The organism is Staphylococcus nepalensis (assembly GCF_002442935.1).
Taxonomy (GTDB): Bacteria; Bacillota; Bacilli; order Staphylococcales; family Staphylococcaceae; genus Staphylococcus; species Staphylococcus nepalensis.
On sequence record NZ_CP017466.1, the window covers coordinates 2,882,057 to 2,902,700 of the forward strand.

At 35.9% G+C, this 20,644-nt stretch carries 14 protein-coding genes and 1 other annotated feature; of the genes, 9 read left to right on the forward strand and 5 right to left on the reverse strand.

The features are described 5' to 3' along the window. Positions 1-63: 63 nt before the first annotated feature. Positions 64-436: a binding site (T-box leader), on the forward strand. A 64-nt stretch (positions 437-500) separates the two neighbouring features. The 9 genes from BJG89_RS13835 to BJG89_RS13875 all read left to right on the forward strand — a co-directional run bounded on the left by BJG89_RS13835 (position 501) and on the right by BJG89_RS13875 (position 12,226). Then, positions 501-1,604 (forward strand): PLP-dependent transferase, encoded by a 1,104-nt coding sequence (locus BJG89_RS13835; protein ID WP_096811140.1) that lies wholly within the window; start codon positions 501-503, stop codon positions 1,602-1,604. Continuing rightward, positions 1,601-2,776: a cystathionine beta-lyase MetC gene (gene metC, locus BJG89_RS13840; protein WP_096811141.1), complete on the forward strand. Its 1,176-nt coding sequence runs from the start codon at positions 1,601-1,603 to the stop codon at positions 2,774-2,776. Before BJG89_RS13835 ends, metC begins: the two co-directional genes overlap by 4 nt. Then, positions 2,730-4,571: a bifunctional homocysteine S-methyltransferase/methylenetetrahydrofolate reductase gene (locus tag BJG89_RS13845; RefSeq protein WP_096811142.1), complete on the forward strand. Its 1,842-nt coding sequence runs from the start codon at positions 2,730-2,732 to the stop codon at positions 4,569-4,571. The genes metC and BJG89_RS13845 overlap by 47 nt, the downstream gene beginning before the upstream one ends. Continuing rightward, on the forward strand, positions 4,565-6,811 hold the full coding sequence (gene metE, locus BJG89_RS13850) for a 5-methyltetrahydropteroyltriglutamate--homocysteine S-methyltransferase (protein WP_096811143.1): 2,247 nt from the start codon (positions 4,565-4,567) through the stop codon (positions 6,809-6,811). Before BJG89_RS13845 ends, metE begins: the two co-directional genes overlap by 7 nt. A 24-nt stretch (positions 6,812-6,835) precedes the next feature. Then, a complete protein-coding gene (locus BJG89_RS13855; RefSeq protein ID WP_096811144.1) occupies positions 6,836-7,576 on the forward strand; it encodes a cyclase family protein in 741 nt (246 codons plus the stop codon). A gap of 442 nt (positions 7,577-8,018) precedes the next feature. After that, positions 8,019-9,935 (forward strand): diflavin oxidoreductase, encoded by a 1,917-nt coding sequence (locus tag BJG89_RS13860; protein ID WP_411756569.1) that lies wholly within the window; start codon positions 8,019-8,021, stop codon positions 9,933-9,935. A 123-nt stretch (positions 9,936-10,058) separates the two neighbouring features. Continuing rightward, the gene (locus BJG89_RS13865) at positions 10,059-11,126 is read left to right on the forward strand and encodes a WD40/YVTN/BNR-like repeat-containing protein (RefSeq protein WP_096811146.1); all 1,068 of its coding nucleotides are present in this window, start codon (positions 10,059-10,061) and stop codon (positions 11,124-11,126) included. A 192-nt stretch (positions 11,127-11,318) separates the two neighbouring features. Then, on the forward strand, positions 11,319-11,759 hold the full coding sequence (locus BJG89_RS13870) for a LytTR family DNA-binding domain-containing protein (protein WP_096811147.1): 441 nt from the start codon (positions 11,319-11,321) through the stop codon (positions 11,757-11,759). Then, positions 11,756-12,226, forward strand: a complete 471-nt coding sequence (locus BJG89_RS13875) for a DUF3021 domain-containing protein (protein WP_096811148.1) — start codon at positions 11,756-11,758, stop codon at positions 12,224-12,226. Before BJG89_RS13870 ends, BJG89_RS13875 begins: the two co-directional genes overlap by 4 nt. A 123-nt stretch (positions 12,227-12,349) precedes the next feature. On the opposite strand, the gene BJG89_RS13880 is transcribed toward BJG89_RS13875, so the two are convergent. The 5 genes from BJG89_RS13880 to fadX all read right to left on the reverse strand — a co-directional run bounded on the left by BJG89_RS13880 (position 12,350) and on the right by fadX (position 20,282). Continuing rightward, entirely contained in the window at positions 12,350-13,537 is a 1,188-nt protein-coding gene (locus BJG89_RS13880) for a thiolase family protein (RefSeq protein ID WP_096811149.1), read from the reverse strand. Positions 13,538-13,571: 34 nt separating this feature from the next. Beyond that, positions 13,572-15,830: a 3-hydroxyacyl-CoA dehydrogenase/crotonase FadB gene (fadB, locus tag BJG89_RS13885; protein ID WP_096811150.1), complete on the reverse strand. Its 2,259-nt coding sequence runs from the start codon at positions 15,828-15,830 to the stop codon at positions 13,572-13,574. 45 nt (positions 15,831-15,875) lie between these two features. Next, positions 15,876-17,084 carry an acyl-CoA dehydrogenase FadE gene (gene fadE / locus BJG89_RS13890; protein WP_096811151.1) on the reverse strand — a complete coding sequence of 403 codons (1,209 nt, stop codon included), beginning with the start codon at positions 17,082-17,084 and terminating at the stop codon, positions 15,876-15,878. Between the two features lie 78 nt (positions 17,085-17,162). Further along, positions 17,163-18,689 (reverse strand): long-chain-fatty-acid--CoA ligase FadD, encoded by a 1,527-nt coding sequence (gene fadD / locus BJG89_RS13895; protein WP_096811152.1) that lies wholly within the window; start codon positions 18,687-18,689, stop codon positions 17,163-17,165. 18 nt (positions 18,690-18,707) lie between these two features. Further along, positions 18,708-20,282, reverse strand: coding sequence for a fatty acid degradation protein FadX (gene fadX / locus BJG89_RS13900; RefSeq protein ID WP_096811153.1), 1,575 nt, complete (start codon positions 20,280-20,282; stop codon positions 18,708-18,710). Positions 20,283-20,644: the final 362 nt, after the last annotated feature.

The following is a 20,644-nucleotide window of genomic DNA, read 5'->3' on the forward strand; positions in this document are numbered from 1 at the left end:
CAGATAAATTGTTGACAAAAGTCATTTAAGTGTGTAACCTAAAATGTAACAAATTCGAAATAGCAACACACAGTAATAAGGAAAGTAGAATTTACACTGCTGACACAGAGAGTCTTCGCTTGCTGAAAGGAGACACAGAAAGAAAGTTTGAAAATGGCCTTTGAGTGTTGATGCCAATATGAGGTATCAACGGGTTCGCCCGTTACAGCGATACAGTATTAACATTTTGTTAAATGGCGTACTGGATTATGCCACGCGTCGGATATGTTGTTAATACTCATTTTACATTTAGCTAAAGTGAGTTTTTTATTTAAACATATTACGATAGCACAATTCAGTACATGTGTGTAAGACAATTTGGCGTACTGGATAAGATTACTTTAGTGATAAAGTAATAAACAAAGGTGGTACCGCGAGCTAAGCTTTCGTCCTTTACATCCGATTTATTCGGGTTTAAAGGACGAAAGCTTTTTTTATTTTTAAAGGAGGTTATTTGTATTATGAAAAATACTGAACTATCACAAATAGCACTTACACATGATTCAACGGGCGCAATTGCAAACCCAATTTATTTATCAACTGCTTATCAGCATCCGCATTTAGGGGAATCAACAGGCTTTGATTATACAAGAACTAAAAACCCAACACGCTCAGCATTTGAAGAAGCCTTTGCTAAGTTAGAACGTGGCACTGCTTCATTTGCTACTGCAAGTGGTATGGCAGCTATACAATTAATATGTAATTTATTTAAAGCAGGTGACGAAATCTTAGTATCATTTGATTTATACGGAGGTACGTTTAGACTATTTGATTTTTATGAAAAACAATATGGTGTTCACTTCAAATACGTAGATTTTTTAAACTATGAAGCAGTAAAGGAAAGCATTACAGATCATACTAAAGCATTATTCATTGAAACAATTTCAAACCCACAAATGTTAGAAGTAGACGTTGACCCTTATTATGTATTAAGTAAAGAACATCATTTATTAACGATTATAGACAATACATTTTTAACACCTTATCTATCAACACCGCTTGAAGATGGTGCGGATATCGTACTACATTCGGCTACAAAGTATATAGGTGGGCATAATGATGTACTTGCTGGTGTAGTTACAGTTAAAGACCCTCATTTAGCTGAACAATTAGGTGAATTCCACAATATGATCGGTGCAACTTTATCACCTTTTGACAGTTATTTATTACAGCGTGGGCTAAAGACATTACATTTAAGAATGGACCGTTCAGAATACAATGCCAAATTGCTAGCAGAACGATGTTGTAACTTAAAAGGTATTGATCAAGTCTTATATTGTGGGCGCACAGGCATGTTGAGCTTACGGTTAGATAAAAATTATAAAGCGGATAAATTTTTAGAAAGCTTACAAGTTTGTATTTTTGCAGAAAGTTTAGGCGGCACTGAAACATTCATTACCTTCCCATATACGCAAACACATGTCGATATGCCTGATGAGGAAAAGGATAAACGTGGTATTGACGAATATTTACTTAGACTATCTATCGGTGTTGAAAATTACGAAGATATTGAAAAAGATATTATTCAAGCTTTAGAAAAAGCTAAAGAAGGAGTGATTTCATGAGTTTATCAAAAGAAACAGAAGTGATATTCGATGCTAATAGAGGTGTTGATTATGATTCAGCTAATCCTCCTTTATATGCATCTTCAACTTTTCATCAAAAAGTTTTAGGTGGCGACGCTAAATATGATTATGCGCGCAGTGGTAACCCTAATCGTGCGCTATTAGAAGAAAAGTTAGCTGCACTTGAAGGTGGCGATTATGCATTTGCTTATGCATCTGGTATCGCTGCTATTTCAGCTGTATTACTCACATTAAATTCTGGTGATCATGTTATCCTTCCAGACGATGTCTATGGCGGTACTTTCCGGTTAACTGAACAAATATTAACACGTTTCAACATTCAATTTACTACAGTAGATACAACACACTTACAAGAAATCGAACAAGCCATTCAATCAAATACAAAACTCGTATATATTGAAACGCCATCCAATCCATTATTTAAAATCACGGATATTAAAGGTGTCGCACAAATTGCTGAACAGTATAAACTATTGCTTGCTGTAGATAATACATTTATGACACCCCTTGGCCAATCGCCTTTAGCATTAGGTGCAGATATTGTCGTTCATAGTGCTACCAAATTCTTAGGTGGCCATAGCGATATCATTGCAGGTGCTGCTATAACTAGTAATAAAGAAGTAGCTGATGCACTTTATTTATTACAAAATGGCACAGGGACCGCGTTATCTGCACATGATAGCTGGACTTTATCTCAACATTTAAAAACGTTATCTGTGCGTTTTAACCAATCTGTTGAAAATGCGCAAAAACTTTATACATTCTTATCACAACGTGAAGAAATTGCAGAAGTTTATTACCCGGGGAATGATGCATTACACCTATCTCAAGCAAGTCATGGCGGTGCCGTTTTAGGCTTAAGGTTGAAAGACGAAACAAAAGCACAAGCATTTGTAGATGCACTCACGTTACCACTCGTTTCTGTCAGCTTAGGCGGAGTTGAAACAATTCTGTCTCACCCGGCTACAATGTCTCATGCTGCTGTACCAAAAGAAGTTCGTGAAGCACGTCATATTACGTTTGGATTATTTAGATTAAGTGTAGGTTTAGAAAATGCAGATGAGTTAATAGCAGACTTGAACTATGCACTGAAGGAGGCCTTCAATGAGTCAACTAATCAACAAACTGAAACAGAATATTTTAGTCGCTGATGGTGCTATGGGAACGATTCTGTATTCAGATGGTTTAGATACGTGTCCAGAAGCATATAACCTAACCCATCCTGAAAAAATAGAACGCATACACCGGTCCTATATTGAATCTGGAGCAGATATTATCCAAACCAATACGTATGGCGCAAATTTTGAAAAATTAAAATTATTTGGTTTAGAACATAAAGTGAAAGACATACACAAAGCCGCAGTACAGATTGCTAAAAAAGCAGCTAACAATGAAACATTTATATTAGGTACTGTTGGCGGGTTTAGAGGTGTAAAACAAGAACCTTTAAGTTTAGAGGCCATTCAATACCACACTGAAATACAAGTAGATACACTAGTCGAAGAAGGCATCGACGGTTTACTATTCGAAACATATTACGATTTAGAAGAACTCACCAATATCATCAAGGCTACAAAGCAAAAACATAATATACCTATTGTCGCACAGTTAACAGCTTTAAACACAAACTATTTAAGAGATGGCACAGAAATCAATACGGCGTTACAACAAGTTGTAAATAGCGGCGCAGATATCGTAGGGCTGAATTGCCATCACGGCCCACACCACATGCAGCAATCATTTTCACATATTGAATTGCCCGAGCATGCCTATCTGTCTTGCTACCCAAATGCAAGTTTATTAGATATTGAAAATAGCCAATTCAAATATAGTGATAACGCTGAATACTTTGGTAAAGTCGCCAAACAATTGATTAATGAAGGTGTTCGAATTATCGGGGGCTGTTGCGGTACAACACCTGAACATATTCAATTTATCAAGTCTTCAATAGCCAACTTAGAACCAGTCACTCATAAAAACGTCATACCTATTAAAAAATATAACAGTTGCTCACGTACCCAGACCAAACAGCAAAACTTAACAACCAAAGTCAAACAACGTCCGACCATTATCGTCGAATTAGACACACCTAAGCACTTAGATACAGAATTATTTTTCAGAAATATCAAAAAACTTGATGATGCACATATTGATGCAGTGACATTAGCAGACAATTCATTAGCCACTGTACGCATTAGTAACGTTGCAGCTGCAAGTATTATCAAGCAACAATATACTATTGAGCCATTAGTTCATATTACGTGTCGTGATCGTAATCTCATTGGTTTACAGTCACATTTATTAGGACTATCACTACTTAATATCAATGAAATTTTAACAATTACTGGAGACCCATCAAAAATAGGTCACTTACCTGGCGCAACAAACGTTTATGATGTGAACTCCAAAGGTTTAACAGAAATTGCATTGCGCTTTAATAAAGGTATTAACACAGATGGTGATGCGCTGAAGACAAAGACAAACTTCAACATCGCAGGTGCTTTTGATCCAAATGTTCGAAAGTTAGAAGGTTCAGTAAAGCGTGCTGAGAAAAAGATAGAAAGCGGTACGCACTACTTTATTACACAACCGGTCTACAGCACTGAAAAAATCAAAGAAATATATGAAGCAACCAAACATTTAGATGTGCCATTCTTTATTGGTATTATGCCAGTCACTAGTTATAATAACGCATTATTTTTACATAACGAAGTACCTGGCATTAAGCTATCAGAAGCAATTTTAGAACAATTTGAAGCTGTTAAGGATGACAAAGAAAAAACGAAAGCATTAAGCCTAAAGCTTTCGAAAGAACTCATAGACACCGTTCATAAATATTTTAATGGCTTGTATTTAATTACACCGTTCCAGAAAGTAGATTACTCTTTAGAACTTGCGTCATATTCACAATCAATTACTTCAAGTAAACAGGAGGCAATATTATGACAATTCAAACATCAAATTTAGGTTTCCCAAGATTAGGTAGAAAAAGAGAATGGAAAAAAACGATTGAAAGTTACTGGGCTAATAAAATAGATACTGACACACTCAACCAACAATTAACAGACTTGCATAAAGAGAATTTATTATTGCAAAAGAACTATAATTTAACGAGTGTACCTGTCGGAGACTTTGCACTTTATGATCATATTCTTGATACTTCACTACTATTTAATATTATTCCTGAACGTTTCCAAGGTAGAGAAGTAAATAATGATTTATTATTCGATATTGCCAGAGGTAATAAAGAACATGTTGCAAGTGCGTTAATTAAATGGTTCAACACAAACTACCATTATATTGTACCTGAATGGGATAATGCAGAACCAAAACTTAACCACAACGTATTATTAGATCGATTCAACTATGCACAGTCTATCAATGTAAATGCGCACCCAGTTATTGTAGGCCCAATCACATTTGTAAAACTCTCTAAAGGCGGCGCTCAATCATTTGAAGAAAAAGTAAATACATTATTGCCTTTATATAAAGAAGTACTACAATCTTTAGTAGATGCTGGTGCTGAATATATTCAAATTGATGAACCTGTACTTGTCGAAGATGATAGCGCAGCATACGAAGATGTTACGCGTACTGCTTATAACTATTTTGCAGAAGAAGGATTAAGTCATTACCTTGCCATTCAAACTTATTTTGAACGTGTAAACTTAAAATTCCTAAATAGTTTACCTGTAAAAGGGTTAGGTTTAGATTTTGTACACGATAACGGCTATAATTTAGCACAAATCAAAGCTGGTGACTTAGACAAAGACAAAACACTCTATGCTGGTATCATTGATGGTCGTAACGTGTGGGCTGCAGACATTGAAGCTAAAAAATCACTAATTGAAACATTACAAAATCATACAAATAATCTTGTTATTCAACCTTCATCTTCATTATTGCATGTACCAGTCTCATTAGACGATGAAACATTAGATGAGTCAATCGCTGAGGGTTTAAGCTTTGCTACTGAAAAATTAGACGAATTAGATGCTTTAAGACGACTATTTAATGACAATGACAGTCAAAAATTTGATGTGCTTCAAACACGTTATGAGCGTTTCCAAAATCAATCTTTCAAAAACCTTGAATATGATTTTGACCGTGCACGCACTACGAGACAATCGCCATTTAAAATACGTAAACAAGCGCAAGACGCACGTCTTAACTTGCCTGACTTGCCTACAACGACGATTGGTTCGTTCCCACAATCGCAAGAAGTAAGAAAGTTCCGTGCTGATTGGAAGAATAGCCGTATTACAGATGAAGATTATAAATCTTTCCTAAAAAATGAAATTGCCCGTTGGATTAAAATACAAGAAGATATCGGATTAGATGTCTTAGTACATGGTGAATTTGAGCGAAATGACATGGTAGAATTCTTCGGAGAAAAATTACAAGGTTTCTTAGTAACTAAGTTTGGTTGGGTGCAATCTTACGGATCTCGTGCAGTGAAGCCACCCATCATCTATGGTGATGTAAAGTGGTCAGAACCTTTAACTGTTAAAGAAACACTTTATGCACAAAGTTTAACGAATAAACCAGTAAAAGGTATGCTTACTGGACCAGTAACAATCTTAAATTGGTCATTTGAACGCGTAGATTTACCACGTGAAGAAGTTCAAGATCAAATTGCATTAGCCATTAACGAAGAAGTCTTGGCACTAGAAAAAGCTGGTATTCAAATTATTCAAGTGGATGAACCTGCATTAAGAGAAGGTTTACCGTTACGTTCAGAATATCATGAAGACTACCTTAATAAAGCCGTACGCTCATTCAAACTAGCTACATCTTCTGTTGCCGATGAAACGCAAATTCATACACATATGTGCTATTCTCAATTTGGTCAAATTATCCATGCTATCTATGATTTAGATGCAGATGTCATTTCAATTGAAACATCTCGTAGCCATGGTGATTTAATTAAAGACTTCGAAGATATTACTTACGATTTAGGTATTGGATTAGGGGTATATGATATTCATAGTCCACGTATTCCTACCGAAGCTGAAATTACAGAAGCCATCAACCGTGCTTTACAAGAAATTGACCGTTCTTTATTCTGGGTAAACCCAGACTGCGGTTTAAAAACGCGTAAAGAAGATGAAGTTAAAGAAGCCTTAACTGTACTTGTAAATTCAGTAGATAAATTACGTAAATCAACAAATCCAGCAACAGTTTAATAATTAATGATGAAGGTGATATCAATGTATTATCCGTTATGGGATCAATTAGAACAATTAAAAACGTCATCGTGGATCGACTTGACCCACACGTTTGATGAAACTATTCCGTGTTTCAGTGAATTTGAACGCGCAAAAGTCTCCACACTTTTTAATATTGCCGATGATGGTTTCTATGTACAAAATTGGAATATTGTAACCCAGTATGGTACACATATTGATGCACCGATACATTTTGTCGAAAAAACACGTTATCTGCATGAAATTGACTTAAAAGAACTCGTATTACCACTTGTTGTTCTAGATTTTTCACAAGAAGTAGCAGCAGATGCTGATTTTATTTTAACGCGGGATCTTATTAAACAATGGGAAGCCAAACATGGATCCATAGAACCAGGCACATTTGTCGCTTTCCGAAGTGATTGGTCTAAGCGGTGGCCAGATATTGAACGTTTTGAAAATAAAGATACAAAGGGCAATCTCCACCTACCCGGTTGGGGCTTAGACGCTTTGCAATATTTACTAGAAGATAGACAAGTGAAATCAATAGGACACGAAACGTTTGATACAGACGCTTCAATTGATGTTGCAAAAAACGGAGACATTATAGGCGAGCGTTACGTATTGGGACAAGACACCTTTCAACTTGAATTACTAACGAATTTAGACCAATTACCTACACGTGGTGCTATTATTTATGCCATTAGCCCAAAACCAAACAAATCACCCGGGTTCCCAGTACGTGCTTTTGCTATTAAACCATAACCATCGAATGGAACTGTCCATTCTGTCTCTAAAGTATAAATCATTATAAAACCTAGCCATTATAAAATATATAAGAAATTGAGCCCTTCTTATATTTCCTTTCTATATAATAGATAAATTCTAAAAACGATAAAGTCGATATGCGTTTATTTAAAAATAGTAAAGCGTACATTAAGTAACGCTTTACTATATATAAGTGCCAAAGTTTTCAATCATATCGCCAACCTAACTGAGGCGGGAGTACGATATCAAATGAAATATTTGATTTCTATCCCGCCTCAATTTTTTGAATAAATTCATAGGCCATAAGTTGGATTTTTTTATAGATGATAATCTCTATCATTTAAAAATTATAAAACAATGTTATACTTCATTTAAATTCTATTATACGAATAGCGTGTAATGATTCACGCTTTGCTATAAATTATTAATACAATACGAGGTGACCTTTTTGGAATTAAATAGAACAAATTCCCCTTTTGATGAAAATCAATTGGAACTTATAAAACAACTCATGCCAACACTGTCATCAGATCAACAGTCTTGGTTAAGCGGCTATTTACTTAATACTTCTACAGGTGAAGGTGACCTAAATCAATATACTGATGATCATGCTGAGCCCTCAGAGCATTTAAGTGAAAAGACTGAGCCAACTGAATCAACAGCATCAACTGAAACAGCTACTTCAGAAGCGCCCCAAACAGATACTACTGCCACTTCTACAGATGAACCATTAGAAGTAAATATTTTATTCGGTACAGAAACAGGAAATGCTGAAGAAATAGCAGATGAATTCGAAACGAAATTAAAAGAACATGACATCACAGTGCATACTTGGGAGATGGACGATTTTCCTCAAGAAGATTTAACCAAAGTGAATCATGTGTTTATTATCACTTCAACACATGGCGTGGGCGAGCCCCCAATCAACGCTTTAGATTTTTATGATTTTCTACACAGTGATGAAGCGCCTGACTTAAGCCATTTAAATTTTTCAGTCCTTGCATTAGGCGATCAAGACTATCCTGATTTCTGCCAAGCCGGGAAAGATTTTGATAAAATTTTAGGTGATTTAGGCGGCAATCGATTAGCTGATCGTGTCGAATGTGACTTTGATTTTGAAGAAACTTCTGAGCAATGGATTATTGATATGCTTGAACTTTTGACTCAAATATCTTCTGGAAATCAAAATGAGGAACCCATCGATGAGGATGTTATTGTAGAAGAACCACAAGCACCCTATTCAAAAACACACCCTTTTTTCGCTGAAGTAGTCGAAAATAGCGTGTTGACTGAACCAACTGCAACACGTGAAGTCAGACATCTCGAGCTATCTTTAGATGGCTATGGTGAATCCTACGAACCAGGAGATAGTTTAGTCATTGTCCCTAAAAACAATCCTGTGCTTGTAGAAGAATTAATCGATACATTAGGCTGGGATAGTACGACTTCTATCACTATAGATAATAGTGACCAAACTGTTTCATTACAAAATGCACTTACAAATGAATTTGAAATATCTAAGTTAACACCTTCCATATTAAATAATGCCGCAGCATTATTTGGAAATCCTATGTTAAACGCAAATGTGCAGAAAAAAGAATGGGTTCAAAACTATATTTATGGTAGAGATTTCATCGACTTAATCAAAGACTTTACCCCTGTATCACTTACACCTGATATGTTAAAGGATTTATTAAGAAAACTACCGCCTAGAGAGTACTCTATTGCAAGTAGTAATCAAGTTAACCCTCACACCGTGCACATTACGGTACGTGTTGTGAAGTATGAGGCACATCATCGTGAACGCCAAGGTGTTTGCTCTGTACAACTTGCCGACCGCACACAAACAGGCGATAAAATCCCTGTTTATCTTAAAAAGAACCCTAATTTCAATTTCCCATATAACAACCATACGCCAGTCATTATGATCGGTGCTGGGACAGGTATCGCGCCTTACAGAGCATTCCTTCAAGAAAGAGAACATTTACAACTTAGAGGAAATCAATGGTTAATATTTGGAAATCAAAATTATGACGCCGATTTCTTGTATCGTAGTGATTTAGAGTCATGGCTTGAAAAAGGTATTATTAGCAAATTAGACTTAGCTTTTTCACGAGATACAGAAAACAAAATCTATGTCCAACACCGTATTGAAGAGAATGGCGCAGATTTCTATAAATGGTTAAGAAACGGTGCAACCGTTTATCTTTGTGGTGACAAAGATGAAATGGCTAAAGGGGTGCACCAATCACTTGTAAATGTATTAGTGCAACATGGTGACTTTACTCAAGCACAAGCGGAAGATTATTTAACAGAACTCATTAAAAACCAAAGATATCAACGAGATGTGTATTAATTTAGGATATAAATATCTTAAATTAATAATCACTATCTTAATCAACGCTAAATAGTTATGGATAAAATGATGTAGTCTGAATTCATTTTTGTTCGTACTCAATTTTTAAAAGGTGGCTATAATATGACTCAATACGCAATAACTTATGACAATGCATTAGTACTGATAAACAAAGAAAATGAGCATATTCAACTTGAAAGAAAATTAGAAGGTATGAATACGATTTCGGTGGCCCAAGACCCTCATGCTAGAGATACACTTTATTGTGGCACATTTGATCGCGGTTTATGGAAAAGTGTAGACAAAGGTCAGACATGGTTCCCTATTGGCACACGTTTTACTTATAATAGTCCATTCAACAAAGATGACATTCACATGACAGCTGTCACTGCAGTTACAGTTATAGATACAGGCGATAATCGCAGTGCTGTACTCGTAGGTACTGAACCTAGTGCTTTGTTCATATCATATGATCAAGGTGATTCATTCGAATTGCTTACCGATTTTAGTCATATTACTGGTAAAGACCATTGGTTCTTCCCTCCTAGACCACATACGCATCACGTAAAATGGTTTGACACAAATATTAAATCACCAAATATGATTAACCTTACAATTGAGGCAGGTGGCTTTATTCAATCCACTGATGCGGGTCAACATTGGGAGGCGCCAAAGACACAAGATACACCAATTGATATTCATGTCTTAAAAAGTCATCTAGAGTATCCTAATAAAATGTACGGTGTTTTAGGTGACGCTTTCTTAAATGGAGGTCGAGACACCTTTATTGAAAGTGATGACTATGGCAAGACTTGGACGACATTTATTGATGGTATTGAGCACAGATACGGTTATGGCTTAGCGGTTCATTCTCTAAACCCAGATAATATTGTTATCGCTACTTCAGACTCTCCATTTGATGCACATAACTATGGAAATAACACATTTTCCACGATTTACTATATTGATAAAAAGCAAGAAAGTAAGTGGACAGAAGCTACCAAAGGATTACCTTCTCCAGATGGCACATTAGTTTCAGCGGTTACTGAAAGAGATGGCATTTTTTATCTTGCTAATAACAAAGGTGTTTATTATTCAGATGATGGCGGCAGCCATTGGGTAGCATTTGATATAGCGTGGCCAGATTCACTTACATCTCAACACGCGCATCAATTCATTACTTTAAATTAGAAAATATTACAACAAGTCCCCTTAAAACTTAGGACGCATCCAAGTTTTAAGGGGACTTGTTTATGGTCAAAAACTACATCAGTCAGAGTAAATGTATGCCACTTAGCTACAAATACATGCCACTTATATAGTTTACATAGTATTCATTGGTAAAATTTGATTTAATTATGGCAACAGGGGGGTGCAACATTTATGGAATTAGATGTGATTTACGATAATTATTTACCAGAAAGCAAAATTATCATGCATTGTCACGAACATGCAGAACAATTACCAGAAATTATCGCTTATATAAAACAACTGTCACAAAACAAATTATTTCCCGGAAAATACAATGAAGCTGTTTACTATATTAAACATCAAGATATTATTTGTTTTCGTATAGAAAATAAGATTTTAACGATTATAACATCGAATTGTCAATACACCACTACGCAACGTTTATACGAAGTGAAATCACAACTTAATACACAATTTTTACAAATTTCAAAATCTGAAATTATAAATATTAACTATATTGATTATCTAAAACTCAATAAAAATGGCACTATTGAAATTCGATTTACCAATAATGCTTTCACGTATTCTTCAAGACGCTATTTATCATTAATCAAGGAGGCTTTAAAACTATGAAACGTTTATTTCATGGCGCTATAATAGGCATTGCTATCGGTATTATGATTGCTTTAATATGTTCCACTATCTTTGCACGGAATGAATTTCATCCAGTTTCTCCTGTATCGACGATGGGTGAGTATTATTTTCAACATTTAAGTGAATTACAAATTATGTTTATTTCAGTCATTATCTGGTCACTCATCGGTATTACTTTTAGCTTTGGTGATTTGATATTTTCAAACTCTAAGAAGCCTTTATTATTTAAAACATCGCTTCACTTTAGCCTTATGCTTATCATTATGTTACCTTTGGCAATATTAGCAGGATGGTTTCCGCTTAAAATATCAGCCATTCTATTTTTTATCATTATTTATACTGTTGTCTATTTTATGATATGGTTTATTGAAACAAAACGTAATCAACACGATATCAATGAGATTAACGATATAATTTCAAAACGAAAGCATAATAGACATCAATAATAACTAACCATCAAAAGATATTTGTAATGTTACGTTTCTTCTTTAATCAAAACGTTATAATAACCAAAAACCCCTTAAATGTGATGATTTCACATTTAAGGGGTAAATATTGATGTTTCAACGTTATGATCTTATATATTCAAAGATACCTGCAGCGCCCATACCAACGCCAATACACATCGTAACCATACCATATTTTGTGTCTGGACGTTTTTTCATTTCTGAAAGTAATCTACCTACTAGCATCGCACCAGTCGCTCCGAGTGGGTGCCCCAATGCAATTGCCCCGCCGTTGACATTTGTTTTTTCAACATCTAAGCCTGTTTCTCTCATAGAAGCTAACGTTTGGGATGCAAATGCTTCATTTAATTCCACTAAATCCATATCATCAACGTTTAAATTTGCTTGTTTCAACACTTCAGGAATTGCGTATGCTGGACCAATACCCATTACTTTAGGATCTACACCAACGGCTTTAAAGCCGACAAATCTGGCAATAGGTTCTACACCTAGCGCTTTTACTTTTTCACCTGACATAACAACCACAAAGCCTGTGCCGTCAGTTAAGGGTGCCGAGGAGCCTGCTGTCACTGTGCCATCCGCCTTGAAAACAGTAGGCAATTTAGACAATGTCTTTTGATTCGTGTCTGGTCTAATCAATTCATCATTTTTAAATACTTCTTGTGAAACTACTGGTCCGTTTTCATTATAATCAACTTTGTTCACTTCAATTGGAATAATTTCGTCTTCAAATTTACCTTCTTCTTGTGCTTTAGCAGCACGATAATGACTTTGTACTGCATAGGCATCCTGGTCTTCTCTAGAAACATTATAAGTTTCAGCTACCATTTCTGCAGTTAACCCCATTGGATAGGAAACACCAGAATCCTCATCTTGGAGAATTGGGTTGTTCGTCGGTTCATTGCCTCCCATAGGTACTGCACTCATAAGTTCTATACCGCCTGCAACAAGTATGTCTGCTTGATCAGCGATAATTTGGTTCGCTGCGTGTGCAATCGTTTGGAGTCCTGAAGAACAGTAACGATTGACGGTTTGTCCTGGTACCTCATTCGGCATGCCAGCTAACAAGGCAATGGTTCTGGCAATATTTTGACCTTGTAAGCCCTCAGGAAATGAATTTCCAACAATAACATCTTCAACCATGCTAGGTTCAAATGAACCTCCAACTCTTTCTAATACACCTTTTAACACTTTCGCAGCAACCTCATCTGGTCTTTCATGATTCATTGCACCATGCTTTGCTTTACCAGCTGCTGAACGTCCGTAAGCTACTATATATGCATCTCGCATTTAATTTCACCCTTTCTTCTATAATGTTCGATTATTAGTTGCGTAATGGTTTGCCTTTTTCTAACATATGAGAAATTCTGTCGTATGTTTTTTTGTTTTGTAGTAATTCTAAAAATCTTTCTTTTTCGAGTTTTTGTAAATATCTTTGGTTTACATAGGTATTACGTGGAATATCTCCGCCACTCAGTACTTCTGCAACTTTCAATGTTATTTCATAATCGTAATTACTGATAAAGTGGCCTACACGTTGTGCATCCAATTGACCTTCTGCTAAGGCTTTAAAGTCTCTGCCTAGAGCAATATATTGGGATTTTGGAAGTGGCACATAATTCGTTTCCGATTCATAACGTGCACGTTTCAACGCCATTTCTATACGTCTCTCCGTGTTTAAAATAACTGTATCCGTCTCTCTTAAATAGCCATATCGCTTAGCCTCATAAGCATTTGTAGATACTTTAGCAAAACCAATCTGCATTAAAATTTTTGTAATAGAAGCTTGTTTATCGTCATTTTTATGATTTGTACGCATGATGCGGTCAGTAAGTTCTGCTAGCCCACCACCTGCTGGTAATAAACCTACACCTGCTTCTACAAGACCAATGTAAGATTCACTTGCTGCCACGACAATTGGTGAATGTAATACAAGTTCACAGCCCCCACCTAGAGCGCGACCATGCACAGCTGTTACAACAGGTTTTAATGAATGTTTTAATCTCGTAAACACATGATGTAATTGCTCTACCGCTTCTCCTACTTCAGAAACAACTTGTCCTTCTTCATGCGCTTTCTTCATTTGATACAAGTTAGCCCCTACACTAAAGTTGTTGCCACCTGCGTAAATGACCATACTCGTAAAGTCTTCGTTTTCAAGTTTATCTATAGCCTCTAATAAGTCTGTTAAAAACTGATTTGAAATAACATTGTTTTTACTTTGTAATTTTAATAACAACTGATCTTTATTTGCTACAGATAAATTAGAATCTGATCTATCCCATATTGCTTTATCAATATAGGCTGTTACTGGTGTAACGCGCTCAATCGATTCGCCTTTAGCATAAAATGACTCATTACGCTGTTCAATCCAATCTGGTAATTGACCCAACTCTTCTTTCATACGTGATTTAACACGTTCATAGCCCATAAGATCCCATAATTGGAATGGCCCTAACTTCCAGTTAAAGCCCCAAACCAATGCGCGGTCAATATCTTTAAAGTCTTCAGCTGCTTTAGGCACATTAATCGCTGAATAGTAGAAGTTATTTCTCAATGTTTCCCATAAAAATACGCCAGCATCATCTTGCGCATTAAAAATAACGTCTAAATTCGATGCGAGATCTTTACTAAATTTACCTAAAATTGCTAGCTGTGGTCGTTGAGGCTCTACGTAATCATTTTGTTCCTCATCAAAAACATAGCGCTGTTTATTTACTTTTTTGTAAAAGCCTTGTTTTATTTTATTACCTAATGCGCCATTTTCCGCTAACTTTTCAGAAAGTGCTACGTCTTTGAAGAATGGTTGTTCTTCCGGCACTTTTTGTAGTCCTTTAATCACAGTCATAGCGATATCTAAACCTACTAAATCTGACAGGCCATATGTGCCCATTTTAGGTCGACCGATACTACGGCCAGTTAATGCATCAACTTCCGTAATAGAGAAGCCTTGTTGTTCTGCTCGATACATAATATCGTTCATTGTTTGTGTACCTACACGGTTGGCCACAAACCCTGGCACATCGTTTGCTACAATAACGCCTTTACCTAACACATCCTCTGCAAAAGCTTGCACACGTTTTACGACATCTGAATGCGTTTGTTTATTCGGGATGACTTCAACTAATTTCATAATTCTAGGTGGATTAAAGAAATGCATTCCGAAGAATCTTTCTTTGTCTTTGTCATCAAATACTTGAGCGATTGCTTCAATTGGGATACCTGATGTATTGGTTGCAAAAATAGCGTTATCACTAGCTACTTTTTTAACTTGATCCCAAATTTGATGTTTAATTTCCACTTCTTCTTTTACCGCTTCTATATATATATCTGCGTCATCATCTTCTTGTAAATCCTGTTTAAAATTTCCATACGATAAATTGGACGCAAATGATAAATCAAACAGCTGTGGTCGTTTAGGATTAGTTATAAATTCATACGCTTTTTTCGAAATTTTATTAGGATCATTTTCATCAATGACAATATCTAATAATTTAACTTTTAATCCTGCATTTACAAGTAATGCAGCAATTTGGCTTCCCATTGTTCCTGCACCTAGCACTGTCGCTTTTCTTATCGTCATACTAAACCCTCCAATTATTTTTTATAACATTTTATGCACATATGTTTATATAAATGCTGAATCTCCTGTGATCGCTCTTCCGATAACTAACGCGTTGACTTCATGTGTACCTTCATATGTGTATATTGCTTCAGCATCTGCAAAGAAACGCGCGATATCATACTCTCCAGCTAAAATACCATTACCACCATGAACCCCACGGCCCATGGCTACTGACTCTCTCAGTCGTAATGAATTCATCATTTTAGCTGTTGACGTTGCGACTTCGTCATACTCACCGTTAGCTTGCATACGTGCAAGTTGCGCGCATGTAGCCATTGCTTGTGCCAAATTACCTTGCATCATTGCCAGTTTCTCTTGAATTAACTGGAATTTACTAATTTCTTTGCCGAATTGTTTACGTTTAGTTACATAGTCTGTAGTCGCTTTTAATGCCCCAGCCATGGCTCCTGTAGCCATGTAAGCAACACCCGCACGTGTTGAATATAAGACTTTTGCAATATCTTTAAAGCTATTAATATTTTGTAGACGTTGTGCTTCTTTGACGACTACGTTTTTCAAACGAATTTTTGCGTTAGGCACAATTCTAAGTGCAATTTTATGCTCTAATAGCTCGATTTCTACACCTTCTTGGCTTGGTTCAATAATGAAGCCTTTAGGTTTACCTGTTTCCACATCTACAGCGTATACTGGCATGACATCTGAAACATTTGCTCCGCCAATCCATTTCTTCTCTCCATTGATAACCCATTCATCACCTTGACGTTGGGCAGTCGTTTCTAACCCACCTGCAACGTCTGATCCATGTTCTGGTTCTGTAAGTGCAAAACACGTCCGTAATTCATGTGATTGTAATTTAGGTAGATAGTAAGCTTGTTGTTCTTTACTACCACCAAACCAAAATGAATTATGTCCTAAGCCTTGGTGTACACCTAACAAAGTTGCTAAAGATACATCAAATCTAGCGATTGTATATGACATGAAAAATTGAAACATTTGACTCGGTGTACGCGCGCCTTCACGCCCTTCAAAAAGCAATGGATTGTTAAAATAATCTAGCTTCCCTAATTCTTCAAAGTAATCTTCTGGTTCAGTAGCATTTAACCAATGCTCATTGACAGAATCGCGGTATTTTTCTTCTAACATATCATTCAATTGTTTTAATAATTTAACTTCTCCTTCAGTTAAATCTTTCCCGATACTTAAAATATCTTCCGGGTACAATGCTTTTAATGTTTCTTCTTTTGTTGGCATAATTAAAACCTCCATTTTGTTATCGCTTACATATATATTGAAAATTTTTTCGCTTTACGCTTTTCTCGATATTATATTTTAATTCAATTCATCGCTACCTTGTGCTTCTTTTTTAGCTTTTTCATTCATATATTTTTGGATTTCTAACTTATCTGCTTTTGAAGTTGAATTTAATGGCATATGTGTTAATTTCAAATATAGTCTCGGTATTTTATAACCAGCAATATTTTCTCTCATATGCGCATCTAATTTTGTTTCAAAATCTGGATCATCTTCTGTAAGAACAACTGCAGCAGATACAGATTCACCAAATTTAGGGCTATCATATCCCACTACAACGCCTTGAGCTACGAGTGGATGCTCTGATAACACAGCTTCAACTTCGGATGGCAAGACATTTTCACCACCCGTAATAATCATCTCTTTACGACGGTCAACAATATAGACATCGCCATCTTCATCTACCTTGGCTAAATCCCCTGTTAAGAAATACTCGCCATGAAAAGCTTTTGCAGTCTCTTCTGGTTTGTTCCAATAACCTGGTGTGGTATTATTCCCACGGACGCCAAGTTCTCCAATTTCTCCAACTTGTACTTCTTCAAAGTTATCATCGAATATGCATATATCCATAAACATAACAGGTTGACCAATACTAGCTGGTTTCTGTGCACCGTTCTCTGGCGTATTGACCATAACAAGTGGCGCTTCTGTTAAACCATACCCATTGATAATAGAATAGCCCATACTGTTAAATTTCTTTTGTACCATTGGTAAGGGCGCCGATCCTCCTTGTATTAAGAAATCAATGCTCTCAAAATTTTTCAAGTCGAAATTTTCTGCTACTAACATGGCATAATACATCGTTGGAATTTGAATTAAATAATTAGGTTGATATTGAGCCATTAAATCGTTTAAAGCTTCACCATTAAAGTAACGTTGTAATACAAGCGTGCCACCAGCCATTAATAAAGGAAGCGTCAAATCATTAAATCCTAGTACATGAAACATCGGCGTCGATATAATTGTCGTGTATGTCGCATTAATTTTATAAGTAAGTGCCGTGTTAATAGGATTATTTACAAAAGAGTCATATGAAAACATAACGCCTTTAGGTAATCCTGTTGTACCGCTTGTATACATTAATGAAGCTAAATCACTACCTTCAACACTTACAGTATTAAAAGGACGATGATGCGATGGATCTACAATATTATCATAAGCTTTTGAATCAATATCCATGTGAAGCAGGTCGTCTGCAATACCTTCTAAGCTCGAAACATGCTTCTCAGCATAAAAAATCAGTTTCACGTTCGAATCTGCGATAACACTTTGTATTTCTTGTGTTTTTAAACGCCAATTAATTGGTAAGTAAACGGCACCCATTTTAAATGAAGCGAACATAACATCCAACAAAGCTACATCATTTGGCGTAAATATGCCTACAACGTCTCCACGTTGAACTCCTTGGTCTTGTAAGTAATTCGCTAAATTTTCTGCACGTATATTCAAATCTTGATAAGACCATTCTGTACCTTTGAATGGGTCAATCACCGCGGCTTTACTATCATCAAATGTTGCTCTTGTTTTTATCCAGTCGTAGTTCATATTTTTCTCCCCCTTAGTTTAAATACGATATTCCGACTTTATCTCATCAGACAATCCTCCCCACTTACATTGATAAATATCATGATTTATCTCTTCTAAGTGTTCTGCAATGATTGGTTTAAAGTCCATACTTGCTAGAATGTCTCTTTCTAAATCTAGTCCAGGTGCTATTTCAATCAGTTTCAATCCTTGTTGTGTAAGTTCAAATACAGCACGTTCTGTAACAAAATAAACATCTTGATCAAGCGCAAAAGCATTTTCAACATTGAAATCAATATTATCAATTTCGTTAATAAATTTTGGTATGTGACCTTCTTGTTCAACACTTACCTTATGAGGCGCATAGTTTAGTTGACCCCCGACAACTAATGAACCTGAAAAAACAATCGTTTTGACAGTCTGGCTAATGTCAATAAACCCGCCACAGCCATTCATTTTATTGCCGAATTTTGAAACATTTACATTGCCTTTGGCGTCTACTTGGGCAAAGCTTAAAAATGCTATATCTACACCACCGTTATAGATAAAATCCCAAGTCATGTCGTGTCTCATGCGTGCGCTTAAATTATAATTCATACCAAATTGCTTGCCACTACTAATCAAGCCACCATAAACGCCTGTATCTATATTGGGTTGAACTAAATCGTTAACCCCTTCTTCAGTTAAAAGATTGGATAACTCATTATTAATGCCAAAACCAATACTGATGACATCTCCTTGAAGTAGGAATTGAGAAGCACGTCTCAAAATAACTTTTCGCGTGCCTAATTCTATATATGGTTCTCGCATTTCTGTAATCTGATAATGCCCTGAGAGCGCCGGATCATAATATGTTTGCAACACTTGTCTATGATATTTAGGGTCTCGGTTTACTACGACATAATCAATGAGTTTGCCAGGTATAAAAACATCACTCGGATTAAAACGGCCATTTTGAATCACTTCTTTAACTTGAACAATCACTTTACCGTTATTTTTATGTGTACGCGCCGCCAAACTAAAACCCTCTCCTAAATGCGTCTCATGCGTCATGTAAATATTGCCATCTTCATCAGCATAAGTGCCTCTTAGTAAAGCAATATCGATTTCTGGAAAATGATAGTTCAAATAAGGCTCATCATTAATATTAATTAAAGAAACTAAATCTTCAGTAGTACGTGAATTGACCTTCCCACCAGAATAACGTGGATCCACATTCGTATTTAATCCAATTTTCGTAATGGGTCCTGGTAAAGCTTCTGTACTTCCACGATAGTGTGTAGTAATGACGCCTTGAGGAAGATAATAAGCTTCTATATCATTATTTTGCATTGCTTGAATGGTTACCGGTGAACCAGTAATAATACTAGTGATTAATCGTTTAATCATACCCCTTGAAACGAAAGCATCTAAATCATAACTGTCTCCGCGATAATCACTGATATCATTAGCGAGCATTATCGTTAAATGATTGAGTGATCGATCCTCATCATATTGTTCGACTAACGTTTTAAGTATCTCAGCTGGTAAATTTGCTGTAGATAAGGCTGCCAGAGCTATAACATCATCTTCGTTAATGATGTTTTTCAAATCTGAAAACGGAATAATTTTCATACAGGTTCTCCTATCTATATTTAATCCCTCTTTAATATGTTTTGCTCTATAAATCTCTCCTTTTCTTATAAATGTAAGCCCTTACATGTAATATACCATTATTATTGAAAATTATGCAAAAATTTTTAATTTTACGAAATTAGTAACTAGAAGGAATGATTGTGACTTTAGTCATGACAGTACAAAAAGTTATTTTTAGAAAATAGGTCTATTTAAAGTGGCGATTAGAGGGTAGTTAGAAGTCAAAACCAACATGATCACTATGTGTTGGAATTTAAGTGAATCGTTCCGTAGTATTTAACAGAAATTAAGTATTCATGTATTTGAAAAGTCACTTATACTAAAGAGTCATTTTAAAATGA